12 protein-coding genes are annotated in these 12,598 nt (G+C 74.7%); 4 read left to right on the top strand and 8 right to left on the bottom strand.

Annotation, left to right across the window (positions count from 1 at the left end; all coding sequences use genetic code 11):
* Positions 1 to 131 precede the first annotated feature (131 nt).
* Both LC193_RS20995 and LC193_RS20990 read left to right on the top strand, forming a co-directional pair.
* Positions 132 to 1,601, top strand: a complete 1,470-nt coding sequence (locus LC193_RS20995) for a zinc-dependent metalloprotease (RefSeq protein WP_226076445.1) — start codon at positions 132 to 134, stop codon at positions 1,599 to 1,601.
* Positions 1,598 to 2,122, top strand: a complete 525-nt coding sequence (locus LC193_RS20990) for an NUDIX hydrolase (RefSeq protein ID WP_226076444.1) — start codon at positions 1,598 to 1,600, stop codon at positions 2,120 to 2,122. The genes LC193_RS20995 and LC193_RS20990 overlap by 4 nt, the downstream gene beginning before the upstream one ends.
* A 51-nt stretch (positions 2,123 to 2,173) precedes the next feature.
* Here the strand turns inward: LC193_RS20990 and LC193_RS20985 are convergent, their stop codons facing one another.
* The 4 genes from LC193_RS20985 to LC193_RS20970 form a co-directional block, all read right to left on the bottom strand.
* The gene (locus tag LC193_RS20985; protein ID WP_226076441.1) at positions 2,174 to 2,923 is read right to left on the bottom strand and encodes an AIM24 family protein; all 750 of its coding nucleotides are present in this window, start codon (positions 2,921 to 2,923) and stop codon (positions 2,174 to 2,176) included.
* 13 nt (positions 2,924 to 2,936) lie between these two features.
* Positions 2,937 to 3,626 carry an AIM24 family protein gene (locus tag LC193_RS20980; RefSeq protein ID WP_226076440.1) on the bottom strand — a complete coding sequence of 230 codons (690 nt, stop codon included), beginning with the start codon at positions 3,624 to 3,626 and terminating at the stop codon, positions 2,937 to 2,939.
* Between the two features lie 12 nt (positions 3,627 to 3,638).
* Entirely contained in the window at positions 3,639 to 5,567 is a 1,929-nt protein-coding gene (locus tag LC193_RS20975) for a TerD family protein (RefSeq protein ID WP_226076439.1), read from the bottom strand.
* 85 nt (positions 5,568 to 5,652) lie between these two features.
* The gene (locus tag LC193_RS20970; protein WP_226076438.1) at positions 5,653 to 6,255 is read right to left on the bottom strand and encodes a M48 metallopeptidase family protein; all 603 of its coding nucleotides are present in this window, start codon (positions 6,253 to 6,255) and stop codon (positions 5,653 to 5,655) included.
* Between the two features lie 165 nt (positions 6,256 to 6,420).
* Between LC193_RS20970 and LC193_RS20965 the strand changes: the two genes are divergently transcribed.
* Together LC193_RS20965 and LC193_RS20960 are read left to right on the top strand one after the other, a co-directional pair.
* Positions 6,421 to 7,497, top strand: a complete 1,077-nt coding sequence (locus LC193_RS20965; RefSeq protein WP_226076436.1) for a ThiF family adenylyltransferase — start codon at positions 6,421 to 6,423, stop codon at positions 7,495 to 7,497.
* Positions 7,498 to 7,599: 102 nt separating this feature from the next.
* The gene (locus tag LC193_RS20960) at positions 7,600 to 8,964 is read left to right on the top strand and encodes an ABC1 kinase family protein (RefSeq protein WP_226076434.1); all 1,365 of its coding nucleotides are present in this window, start codon (positions 7,600 to 7,602) and stop codon (positions 8,962 to 8,964) included.
* A 125-nt stretch (positions 8,965 to 9,089) separates the two neighbouring features.
* Here the strand turns inward: LC193_RS20960 and LC193_RS20955 are convergent, their stop codons facing one another.
* The 4 genes from LC193_RS20955 to LC193_RS20940 all read right to left on the bottom strand — a co-directional run bounded on the left by LC193_RS20955 (position 9,090) and on the right by LC193_RS20940 (position 12,546).
* Positions 9,090 to 9,410, bottom strand: a complete 321-nt coding sequence (locus LC193_RS20955) for a hypothetical protein (protein ID WP_226076432.1) — start codon at positions 9,408 to 9,410, stop codon at positions 9,090 to 9,092.
* A complete protein-coding gene (locus tag LC193_RS20950) occupies positions 9,407 to 9,757 on the bottom strand; it encodes a WhiB family transcriptional regulator (RefSeq protein ID WP_318842175.1) in 351 nt (116 codons plus the stop codon). The genes LC193_RS20955 and LC193_RS20950 overlap by 4 nt, the downstream gene beginning before the upstream one ends.
* 129 nt (positions 9,758 to 9,886) lie before the next feature.
* Positions 9,887 to 10,195, bottom strand: coding sequence for a hypothetical protein (locus LC193_RS20945; protein WP_318842174.1), 309 nt, complete (start codon positions 10,193 to 10,195; stop codon positions 9,887 to 9,889).
* A 143-nt stretch (positions 10,196 to 10,338) separates the two neighbouring features.
* Complete coding sequence (locus tag LC193_RS20940; RefSeq protein ID WP_226076430.1) at positions 10,339 to 12,546, bottom strand: ATP-dependent DNA helicase UvrD2; 2,208 nt, start codon at positions 12,544 to 12,546, stop codon at positions 10,339 to 10,341.
* Positions 12,547 to 12,598 lie beyond the last annotated feature (52 nt).

Here is a 12,598-nt window from a genome sequence, read left to right as displayed (position 1 = left end):
ACCTCTCCAGCGGTTGATTCGGTACGACGTGCGCAGCCCCATCCTGCCCGAGAGGTGTCTAGGCTGGGGGCACAGACCAGCGAATCACCGGCACGTTGGTTCCGTTCCACGACACAGACCCGAGGATTCCCGTGAGTAACACTCCATTCGGATTCGGCCTCCCGGAGGAGCCGGAGGACGGCGAATCCGGTGACAACAGGCGCGGCGGCGGGCAGGGGCCGGCCGACAATCCGCTGGCGGCCATGTTCGGCTTCGGCCCCGGCGGCCCCGCGGGGATGAACCCGCAGGATCTGGGCGCCGCGTTCCAGCAGCTCGGGCAGATGCTGTCGTACGAGGGCGGCCCGGTGAACTGGGAGCTGGCCCGCAGCGTCGCCAGGCAGGCGGTGGCCCAGGGCGCGCCCGACGGCTCGCGGGACGCGAGCGTGGGGCAGCGCGAGCGGGAGCAGGTCGAGGAGGCCGTCCGGCTCGCCGACCTGTGGCTCGACGGCGTCACGTCGCTGCCGTCCGGGTCGGGTGCCGCCGTGGCGTGGAGCCGCGCGGAGTGGGTCGAGGCGACGCTGCCGGTGTGGCGGGAGCTGGTCGACCCCGTCGCGGAACGGGTCGGCGCGGCGATGGGCGACGTGCTGCCGCGGGAGATGCAGGCCATGGCGGGCCCGCTGCTCGGCATGATGCGCTCGATGGGCGGGGCGATGTTCGGCACCCAGATCGGCCAGGCCGTGGGGGTGCTCGCGGGCGAGGTCGTGGGGTCGACCGACGTGGGCCTGCCGCTCGGCCCCGCGGGCAAGGCGGCGCTGCTCCCGCAGAACGTGGCGTCGTTCGGCGAGGGGCTCGGCGTGCCGCAGGAGGAGGTCAGGCTGTACCTGGCCCTGCGGGAGGCGGCGCACCAGCGGCTGTTCTCGCACGTGCCGTGGCTGCGTTCGCACCTGTTCGGCGCGGTGGACGGCTACGCGCGGGGCATCCAGGTGGACACGGCCAAGCTGGAGGACATGGTCGGCGGGCTCGACCCCTCGCGGCCCGAGGAGTTGCAGGAGAAGCTCCAGCAGGGGCTGTTCCAGCCGGAGGACACCCCGCAGCAGAAGGCCGCGCTGGCCCGCCTGGAGACGGCGCTCGCGCTGGTCGAGGGCTGGGTCGACGCGGTGGTGCACGCCGCGGCGCAGCCGCACCTGCCGTCGGCCGGCGCGCTGCGGGAGACGCTGCGCCGCCGCCGGGCGTCCGGCGGGCCCGCGGAGCAGACGTTCGCCACCCTGATCGGCCTCGAACTGCGCCCGCGGCGGCTGCGGGACGCGGCGCGGCTGTGGGCCTCCCTGACGGACGCGCGCGGTTCCCAGGCCCGCGACGGGCTGTGGGCGCACCCGGACATGCTGCCCACCGCGGAGGACCTGGACGACCCGGACGGTTTCGTGCACCGCGACCAGGCGGACTTCTCCGAGCTCGACCGCATGCTGGGCGACGCCGCGGGCGGGCCGGGGGACGCGGGCCGGGGCGGCGCGCGGCTGGACAAGGACGGGGACGGCCCGCGGGAGGAGAACGGCGCCGGGGGCGCGGACGGCACGGGCGAGCAGGGCGAGGGCCCGGGCGAGAAGGGCGAAGGGGACCGTTGAGCCTGCACGCGGACGCCACGCGCGTGCTCGGTGCGTGGGAGGCGCCCGACGCGGACCAGGACGGGCTGCGCGCGGCGTACCTGGCGCACCTGGCCGCGCATCCGGACGGCATGTGGAAGGCGTGCCGCTCCGGGCATCTGACCGCGTCGGCGCTGGTCGTGGACCCCGCGGGGGAGCGGGCCCTGCTGACCCTGCACGGCAAGCTGGGCCTGTGGCTCCAGACCGGGGGCCACTGCGAGCCGGCGGACACGACGCTCGCGGGGGCCGCGCTGCGGGAGGCGACCGAGGAGTCGGGGATCGAGGGGCTGCGGCTGCTGCCGCGGCCCGCGCGCCTCGACCGGCACCGCACGCCCTGCGCGGTGCACCTGGACGTCCAGTACACGGCCGTCGCGCCCGCCGGGGCCCGTCCCGTGATCAGCGAGGAGTCGCGCGACCTGCGCTGGTTCGCGTTCGACGAGGTGGCCGGGGTGGCGGACGCCTCGGTGGTGCGCCTGCTCGAAGGCACGCGCGCCGTGCTGTGAGGAACGCGTGCGGCGGTGCGCCGCCCCGGGCCCACCCGGGGCGGCGGCCCTTCATCTGGGGCCCCAGGCGCCTCCCTGGTTGAGGCCGGGCCCCGCGCCCTGGCGGAAGTGCAGCTGCTCCCCGTGGGAGGTGTGCTGGGGCGGCAGCATCTCGCTCGGCTGCACGACGACATGGCCGTCGCCCATGAAGCTCAGCTCCCAGCCCTCGCCGGTGGCGCCGCGCCGCCGCCAGATCGGCTTGCTGCTGGTCTGCGCCTGCATCTGCACCCGCAACGAGGTGGACCAGGCGACCACGGCGTCCGCGTCGGCGCTGCAATAGCGCTCGGGCGTGACCCGGAGGGCCAGCGGCTGCCCCGATGTGGTGATGGCGACCTGGCCCTGGCCGCTGATGACCAGGTTGTGCGTGCCGACACCGGGGATGCCGTACTGGCTCTCGACCGAGACGACGTCCCAGCTCAGGTGGGCGTCCAGCGCGAGGACGTACGAGCTGTCGACGGTCAGCCCCTCGTGGTCGACGTCGAGGACGTGCACGTGCTGGGCGAGGTTGGCGAACCAGACGGAGCCCTGGCCGTAGCAGCGCATCAGCGGTAGGGCCTCGCCCGCCTGGTGCTGGCGCCGCTCGCGTCCCGGCGGCTGGTACTCGCCGTCGAACTCGACCATGCCCTCGAACGCGACCATGCTCCCGGCCCTGGCCAGCACGTCGTCGCCCTGGCCGAGGGCGACGCGCAGCATGTGGGACCCCTGGCGGGCGAACCGCTCCTGCGCGGGGGTCACGGTGTGGTGGAAGATCGGACTCTGCATGCGGTGTCCCCCGTCAGTTCTGCGGCTGCGCGGTGAGCCGGTCGGTGCTGTCCTCGCTCGGCTGCACGATGACGAAGCCCCGGCCGGAGAAGGCCAGCTGGAACGCCTCCCCGCTGCCGCGCCCGACGAGCGAGGAGGCCTTGAAGCTGCGCTTGGCCCTCATGTCCAGGCCGGTCGACCAGGCGACGAGGGCGTCGGGGTCGACGCACGTCTCGCCCGCCTGGGCGACGTCGACGACGACGGGGATGCCCCGGCTGGTGACCGCGACCCAGCCGGACCCCGATATGCCCAGGTTGAACAGGCCCTGGCCGGCGAACTTGGCGACGCCCTTGACCCGCTGCACCCCCCATTCGAGGTGCGCGTCGAAGGCCAGGACGTTGCTCGCGTTGATCGAGAGGCTCTCGTTCGCCAGGGGCAGGCAGACCACCTCGGCGCCGTAGTCGGCGAGGTAGAGCACGCCGTCGCCCTGGCACTTCATCAGCGGCACGCTCTCGCCGCTCAGCCGTCCCGCGACCGCCTGGCGCAGGGCCGTCGGGTTCGACTCGTACTGGATGAAGCCCTCGTAGGCGACCATCGAGCCGGTCCTGGCGAACAGGTCGCTGCCCGAGCGCATCGCGACGCGGGCCATGGTCGGGCCGTGGTTCTCCATGCGCACGGCGGGCGGTGCGGCGGGCGCGAAGCCCGCGGCCATCCGTTGGTCCATCACGGGCTCCCGTCAGATTTCGTAGGGCTGGATGATCGCGAAGTTCCCCGGGGCGCCGCGGAACTGGAGCTGCGTCGTCTCGCCGGAGTGGCCGGGGTACGCCTGGCGGCGCAGCCTGACCTGGTTGGCGACGAGCACCTGCGCGGCGGCCGACCAGGCGATCACGGCGTTGGCGTCGGCGAACGTCATCGGCGTGACGGGCAGGACCAGCGGCTCGCCGTGCGTGGTCAGCACCAGCGTGCCGTGACCCTGGAACTGGAGCGCGAACAGTGAACCACCGGGCAGCCCGTGGCCGTCGATGCGGCGGACCTCGTACTCAAGGGACTCGTCGAACGCGAGCACGTGCTGGGAGGCGACGCATATCGCGTCGCCCTGGAGCTCCACCGGGTGCAGCCGGGCCGACTCCTCGGCCAGGTAGACCTGGCCGCTGCCGGTGCAGCGCATCATCGAGGGGAAGCCCTGGCCGGTGGCCATCGCGGTCATGCGGCGCCTGATGCCACCGCCCTTGAACCCGAACTCCACGTCGCCCTGGTACAGGACCATGCTGCCCTGGCGCGCCATGACGGGCTGCCCGTCGATGCCGAGGTCGGCCCGCACGAGCTGCGGGTTCTGCTGGACCCAGCGGCGGCGCTCGGCCGTTCCCCTGTACTGCTCAAGGACGGCCAGCATGCCGCCGGCCGGCTGCGCGCCGGGAGGCATGGGGGTGCCCTGCGCCCCCGGGACGGGTTGCGGCCCGCCGGGCGCGAAGGGAGCTCCCGGCGCCCCGGGGACGGGTTGCGGCCCGCCGGGCGCGAAAGGGGACCCCGGCGCGCCGGGAACGGGTTGCGGCCCGCCGGGCGCGAAGGCGGCCCCCGGCGCCCCGGGGACCTGCTGCGGCGGCGGGAAGGCGCCGCCCGGTGGCACGCCGGGCCCCGGGGGCGGCGGGAACGCGCCGCCGTGCGGCGGATAGGTACCGCCGGGCGGTGCGCCCGGGGGAACGCCGGGCCCGGCGGGCGGTGCCCCCGGGACCTGCTGCGGCGGCGGGAAGCCACCGCCCGGCGGCACGCCGGGCCCCGCGGGCGGGGGCGGGTAGCCGTAGCCCGCCGGGGGCGCGGGAGGCCCCGCGGGCGCGCCGGGGGGCGGGAAGGCGCCGCCGGGCTGCGGCGGATGGGCACCCTGCGCCGGAAGGGGGCGGGTGGGCCCCGCGTCCCCGGCGAACGGCGCGGGGGCCGGGGGCGCGGGCGGCGGCGCGGGGGCGGGCGCCGGGGCCGCGGCGGGAGGCGGCGCGGGGGCGGCCGGGGGCGCGGGGGCCGCGGGCGGCGGTGCCGCACCTGACGGCGGGCCGAAGCCGGGTGCCGCGGGGGCGCCGCCGCCCGGAGGCGCGAAGCCCGGCGCCGCGGGCGGCGCGGCGGGCGCGGGGGCCTGCTCCTCTTCCTCCGCGACCTCGCCGCCGAAGTGCTTCAGCAGCGCGGCGAGCCCGCCGTCGAACCCCTGGCCCACGGCCGCGAAGCGCCAGCCGTCCTTGCGGTAGAAGTCGCCCAGCATGACCGCGCGTTCCGACGTGAACTGCGAGCGGTCGAAGGAGTAGCGGGCGACTTCCTCGCCGCCCGCCACGATCCGCAGGTACCCGGACGCGATCTGCGCCATGGTGCCCTCGCCGTCGATGGTGGCGGTGAAGGCGAGCCGGTCGACCGCCGCGGGCACCCGGTCGAGCGTGACGCGGAACGAGTCGGTGTCGCCGGCCTGCGCGCCGAGCTGCCGGAGGGACTCCTCGGGCGACGTGGGCTGGTTGTAGAAGATGAAGTAGCGGTCGTCCGAGAGCCGTTCATGCGCGTCGAGACCGAAGCAGCTGATGTCGAAGGTCATTCCCGGACCGGTGATCTGCACGCCGACGTACAGGTCGGTCCCGAGCGTGAGGTCACTGAGTCTGGCCTTCTGGCCGCGCTGGAAATGGGTCACCATACGTAACGACCGTCCCCCGTCCGATGAGACAAAATTTCGGCGAGGCCAGACTAACCGCTATCGCGGACAGTGACGGAGGGAGTCGTCAGTCCCTGCGCGCCCAGGGCGCGTAGGGCAACCGCTCGGCGGCGACCACCCCTTCGAGGAATCCGCGGGCCCGCTCCGTGCGCGGGTAGCCGTCGAGGAGTGCCCAGAATCCGGGGCCGTGGCCCGGGACCAGCAGGTGGGCCAGCTCGTGGAGCAGCACGTAGTCGATGACGTACTCGGGCATGCCCTGGAGGCGGTGCGAGAGGCGGATGCTGCCCAGGGCCGGCGTGCAGGAGCCCCAGCGGGCGTTCTGATTCGTCACCCAGCGCACGCTCTCGGGCCGCGCGCGCCCCTGGAGGTAGCGCTCGGACAGCTCGGCCGCCCGGTGGGCGAGCGCGTCGTCGCCCAGGACGCGGCGCTCCTCCTGCGCGGCGAGCTTGTCGAGCATCACGGCGACCCAGCGCCGTTCCTCGTCGACGGTCATCCGGGCCGGGATCAGCACAATCGTGCGGTCGCCCTCGCGATAGGCGGAGACGGTGCGCCGGCGGCGCGCGCTGCGGCGGACCTCCACACGCTCGTGGCGCTCCCCGTCCAGCACGACCCGGCCCGCCGGGTGCGTGCGCTGCGGCGGGCCGACGCTGTTCAGCGGGTCGGCGGACACACGTCGACGTTACCGGTTGTGAGCCTGATATGTCCCGTCCGCCGTCCTCGGGCCCTTCGCGCTCCGTCACCAACACGCGCCACATCTGCCCCATTTATAGGACTATCGCGGCTTCCTGTGGAAAACGTCACACGCGTCCGGTCCATCCCTGCGCATCATGGCCCCATGCACCCGATGATCAAGCCTTCGCTGCGCCGTGGCTGGCGCGACCGGAACACCGTCCGTTACGGGGTGACCCCCGCCCACTCCGTGCTCTTCGGCCCCCTGGACACGGCTACGGAGAGCTTCCTCACCCTCTTCGACGGCACCCGCACGCTGCCGGCGCTGCGCGAGGCCGCGACCGCCCTGGGCCTGCGCGAGGGCGCGGCGGACCGGGTGGCCGCCCAGCTCGCCGCGGCGGGCGTACTCGACGACGCCACCGCGGAACGGGAGGCGGCGGCGCAGGTCACCGACGGGCTGCGCCCCGACCTGGCCTCCCTCTCCCTCCTCCATCCGGAGCCGGGCGGCGGACTGCGGCGCCTGGTCGCGCGCCGGGCCGCGCGCGTGCAGGTCCGCGGCGCCGGCCGGGTCGGGACCGCGATCGCGGCGGCCCTGGCCCAGGCCGGCGTGGGGCGGGTGCGGGTGGTGGACGGCGGCCGGGTGCTGCCGCAGGACACCGCGCCCGGTGGTGTGCGCGCCGAGCACGTCGGCCGGCGGCGGGCCGACGCCGCGGCCGAGGTGGTCGGGTCGGTCACGCCCTGGGAGCGCCCGCAGGACAGGCGGACGGCGGAGGAGCAGCGGACCGCGGGCACCCTCGTGATCTTCGCTCCGCGCGACGGGCTCACCGCCTACGCCCCCGACCCGTCGGCGGCCGAGGAGCTGATCGAGGCGGGCACACCGCACCTGTACGCCGGGGTGGTGGAGGCCACCGGCTTCGTGGGGCCGCTGGTCCTGCCGGGCACCACCGGATGCGCCGGCTGCATGCTGCGCGCCCGCGCCGCGCGGGAGCCCTGCTGGCCGCTGCTCGTGGCCCAGTGGCGCAACGCCCGGCGGTCCGGCATCCCCGCCTGCGACGGCGCCCTGGCCACCGCGGTCGCCGGCCTGACCGCCTGCACGGCACTGGCCTTCCTCGACCGGACCGCGTCCGAGGCGCGGAGCGAGCGCACCGAGGTCGTCCTGCCGCGGCTGACCCTGACGCACCACTCCGTCGAGCCGCACCCGGAGTGCCCGTGCGGTGCCGCGCAGGCCGCCTCGCCGCCGTAGGACGGGTCCACAATGAACGAGTGGGGGCGGTCGCGGCCGTTCGCCCACGCTCGCCTCGGCGCACCGGGTTCGGGGCGCATCTCCGGGAGTTGGAGGGTCGACATGTCTGATCTGCCCCGCAAGGCGGTGACCAGGACGGCGAAGCTCGCCACGCTGCCGCTCGGCTTCGCCGGCCGGGCCACCTGGAGCCTGGGCAAGCGCATCGGCGGCCGTTCCGCCGAGTTGGTCGGCAGCGAGCTGCAACAGCGCACGGCGCAGCAGCTGTTCTCCGTCCTCGGCGAGCTGAAGGGCGGGGCGATGAAGCTCGGCCAGGCCCTGTCGGTCTTCGAGTCGGCGCTGCCGGAGAGCGTGGCCGGGCCCTACCGGGCCGCGCTGACCAAGCTCCAGGAGGCGGCTCCCCCGCTGCCCGCGGCCTCGGTGCGGGAGACGCTGGCCGAGCGGCTCGGCGACGACTGGCGGGGGCTGTTCCTTGAGTTCGACGAGAAGCCCGCGGCGGCGGCCTCGATCGGGCAGGTGCACCGCGCCGTGTGGCACGACGGCCGGGAGGTCGCCGTGAAGATCCAGTACCCGGGCGCGGGCGAGGCTATGCTGTCCGACCTGACGCAACTGGGCAGGCTCGCGCGGCTGCTCGGTCCCTTCATACCCGGCATGGACGTCAAGCCGCTGATCGAGGAGATGCGCGAGCGGGTCGCGGAGGAGCTCGACTACGGCCTGGAGGCGGAGGCGCAGCGGACGTACGCCGCGGAGTTCCGCGATGATCCGGACGTCGTGGTCCCCGACGTGGTGTGCTGCCGGGACGCGGTGCTGGTGACCGAGTGGCTGGCGGGGACACCGCTGTCCCGGGTCATCGAGGAGGGCAGCCAGGAGGAGCGGGACCGCGCGGGCCAGCTGCTCGCGAGGTTCCTGTTCTCGGGGACCGCGCGGACGGGACTGCTGCACGCCGACGCGCACCCGGGCAACTTCCGGCTGGTCCCGGAGGAGGGGCGGCCCGTGGCGTCCTGGCGTCTTGGGGTGATGGACTTCGGAGCGGTCGACCGGCTGCCCGAGGGCCTGCCGCCCGCCATCGGCCCCGCGCTGCGGATGAGCATCGACGGCCGGGCCGAGGACGTGCACGCGCAGCTGGTCGCCGAGGGGTTCGTACGGCCCGACGTCGACCTCGACCCGCGTGAGGTGCTGGACTACCTCCTGCCGATCATCGAGCCGGCCCGTGTGGAGGAGTTCGCCTTCAGCCGCCAGTGGCTGCGCGAGCAGGCCGGCCGCATAGCCGATCCCCGGTCGGCGGCGCACCGGCTGGGGCGTCAGCTGAACCTGCCGCCGTCCTACCTGCTGATCCACCGGGTGACCCTCAGCACCATCGGGGTGCTGTGCCAGCTCGGCGCGCGGGTGCGCCTGCGGGAGGAACTGGCGGCGGGCCTGCCCGGGTTCGCGCGGGCGCGGGAGGAGGACGGCAGCCGCGAGCCGGCCTGAGCGGCCGGGGAGGAACGGGCGGCGCCCCGGACCTCGGGGTCCGGGGCGCCGCGACGCGGCCGTCGGCGGAGGCGGGGCGCGGCGGGTGCCACCGCGCGGGCCGCCCGCCGGAAGGCGCGTGCCGCTTACTGCATGACCGCCTGGGCGAGGGCACGCCGGGCGCGCTGCGAGGCGCGCTCGGCACGCCGCTGCATCCGGCGGGACCGGCGCTGCAAGCGGTGGGCCCGGGCGAGGCGCCCGGCGGCCCGTTGGGACTCCGCCTCGTGGATGCGTTGCGCCATATGGGACCGGGCCATGGCTTCCGGAATGAGATTCACTTGTCGTGTCCTTGCTTGCTGCGGGCGGGGCCGAAGGGTCCCCGCCACGTCGTTCGTCATCGTCTTCTCGTGGGGTTCTCTGTCCGGGCCGTGCCGGGAGGGCCGTCCGATGGTGCCGGGGATGCTCATGCCGGGACCGGATTCTTGCGGGGACGGCCGCGGGGGCGCTTGCGCGGCACCACGACGCCCTGGACGAACAGCTCGCCGCCCCAGACGCCCCACGGCTCCCGGCGCTCCTTGGCGCCGGCGAGGCACGCCGCGCGCAGCGGGCAGGCCCCGCACAGCGACTTGGCGTACTCCACGTCCTCGGGGGTCTCGGCGAAGAACACCTCGGGGTCGTACGAACGGCACGGCACACTGTCGTCGAGGCGGTCGATCGCCTCGTCCAGTTCGGTCAGCGTGTACAGCGGGGTCACAGAAGTCTCCGGATCGGGAGGTGGGCTCAGGTCGGGTCGGGCGTACGGCGCGAGTGGCACGTTGTCGTCCTCGTGTCGTGTCGGTCGTCGGTCCTCCGCCGGTGGTGCCCGGCGGCTCGGAAAACAGAAGGGCCGCGGATCCCGGTGTGGGTTCCGCGGCCCTGGAAGGTGCCGACCTGATCTCGCCGATCAGGCTGGATCGCTCCAGGGATCGAGCCCGCGGAGGGCCCACATCGTGTGCAGCTGGGTCTTCTGGTGTCCGAAGATCTGGTTACCGGCGCCGGCAGCGTCGACAGTGATGGCGTACGCATCGGTACGGGCCACCACCGCTGCCGCGGGCGCCTGGATCGGTCGCTCGCCGGCTGCCGCCCGCAGGGCGACAGCTGCCGGACGTGCGGCCGGAACAGCGGACACAGCGGTGCCAAAGGGACGGGAACCACCGGGCATGCAGAGACGGACGTCCTCACGGCCGGTAAGTTTCAGCATCAGGCTGGCCACGGGGATCGCCTCCTCATCTGCGTCTCGGTGGGGCTGTCCGCCCCGTGCGGTGTCACTTCAGTAGAGCATGGTTCCCAGGGGAGGTGAACCCTCCTCCGGTGCCACGTGGAGCACGCTATGCGGATCTCTCGCGCGGGCGCAAACTATTTTTCCGGGGTTTCCTGAGAAGTTTCCCCGGGGGTCGCAGGCACCGGCTCACCGGCGCACAACGCGAGCACGTCGGCCCCGAATTGCCGCAGCTTGTGGGCGCCGACACCGGAGATCCTGGACAGCTCGGTCTCGCTCGACGGCACGTCCTCGGCGATCGCCATCAGCGTGACGTCGGTGAACACGGCGTAGGCGGGCCTGCCCAGCTCCCTGGCCCGCTCGATGCGCCACTCACGCAGCCGCTCGTACAAGGCCTCGTCCATCGTCGAGGGGCAGTCCTCGCACCGCCGCAGCTTCACGTCCACCGCCTCGGTCAGCGTGCGCCCGCAGACCCGGCACGTGACCGGCCCGCGCGGCTTGCGCCCCCGCGCGCCCGCGCCCCGCTCCACGCCACCGCCCGCGCGCCCGGTGCCCGCGGAGGACCCGGGCCGCAGCCCGTCGAGGAACCGGCTCGGCCGCCGTCCCGCCCGCCCGCCGGGGGACCGCGCCAGCGCCCAGGACAGCGACAGGTGCACCCGGGCCCGGGTGACGCCGACGTACAGCAGCCGGCGTTCCTCCTCGATCTGCTCGCGCGACTTGGCGTAGGTGATCGGCAGCATCCCGTCCGTGAGGCCGACCAGGAAGACCGCGTCCCACTCCAGGCCCTTCGCCGTGTGCAGGGAGGCCAGCGTCACCCCCTCCACGGTCGGCGCGTGCTGCGCCGCGGCCCGCTCGTCCAGCTCGGCGACGAAGTCGCCGAGCGACGCCTCCGGCCTGGCCCGCCCGAAGTCCTCGGCCAGCCGCACCAGCGACCGCAGCGACTCCCACCGGTCCCGCGTCGCTCCCGAGCCGGCCGGCGGCTCCGGCGTCCACCCCGTGCCGGCGAGCACCGCGCCCACCTGCCCGGCCAGGCCGTCCGCGTCGGCGACGGACGCGTCGTTGTCCCCCGCCCTGGCCGCGCCGCGCAGCGCGAGCCCCGCCTGCCGGATCTCGGGCCGGTCGAAGAACCGCTCGGCGCCGCGCACCTGGTAGGGCACGTCCGCGTCCGCCAGGGCCTGCTCGTAGATCTCCGACTGCGCGTTGACCCGGAACAGCACCGCGATCTCACTCGCCGCGAGCCCCGCACCGCCCTGCGCCACGGGCGTCAGCAGCTCCTTGATGCGCCGCGCCGTCGCCTCGGCCTCCGCCGGCTCGTCCGCGTGCTCGGAGAACTGCGGCTCCGGTCCCGCGGGTCGCTGCGAGACCAGTTCGAGCCGGTGCTCGGCGGCGCGCCCGCTCGCCTGGTTGAGCAGCCCGTTCGCCAGGTGCACCACCTGCGGCGTCGACCGGTAGTCCCGCACCAGCTTCACCAGGGTGGCGTCCGGGTGCCTGGTCCTGAAGTCCAGCAGGTGGTCGGGCGTGGCGCCGGTGAACGAGTAGATCGTCTGGCTGGCGTCCCCCACGACGCACAGGCTGTCCCGGTCCCCGAGCCACAGGGTCAGCAGCCGCTGCTGGAGCGGGCTCACGTCCTGGTACTCGTCGACCGTGAAGTGCTGGTACTGGCCGCGCACCACCTCGGCGATGTCAGGCCGGTCGGTGAGGATGCCGACGGTCAGCAGCAGCACGTCCTCGAAGTCGATCGTGCCGCGGTCGCGCTTGAGCTGCTCGTACGTCGCGTAGATCCGCGCGATCTCGGCCGGGTCGCGCGGCGCCTCGCGGCCGTGCTTCGCGACCGCCGCCGGGTAGTCCTCCGGCGTGCTCTGCGTGACCTTGGCCCACTCGATCTCGCCGGTGACGTCCCGCAGCTCGGCGCGCTCAAGACGCAGGCGCCCGCGCGCCGCGGCCTCCGCGACCAGCGACAGCTTGCGTTCGAGCAGGCGCGGCGGCTCGCCGCCCACCGCCTTGGGCCAGAAGTACTGCAACTGCCGCAGCGCCGCGGAGTGGAAGGTGCGGGCCTGCACGCCGGCCGCCCCGAGCTGCCGCAGCCGCCCGCGCATCTCCCCCGCCGCCCGCTGCGTGAACGTGACCGCGAGCACCGTGGCCGGCCGGAACACCCCGGACCGCACCCCGTAGGCGATGCGGTGGGTGATCGCCCGCGTCTTCCCCGTCCCCGCGCCCGCGAGGACGCACACCGGTCCGTGCAGTGTCGTCGCCACGGCCCGCTGCTCGGGATCGAGCCCGTCGAGGACGGCGTCGGCCGACGAGGGGACCTGGGGGAACGAGGTGGGCTGCGTCGCTGAGGTCACCCCGCCATGCTGCCAGGTCCGCCGGCGGCGGCGGGCGCGGTCGTCCACAGCC

This window comes from Streptomyces marincola, assembly GCF_020410765.1.
In the GTDB taxonomy this organism is placed as follows: domain Bacteria; phylum Actinomycetota; class Actinomycetes; order Streptomycetales; family Streptomycetaceae; genus Streptomyces; species Streptomyces marincola.
This window is presented reverse-complemented; position numbering and strand designations above follow the sequence as displayed.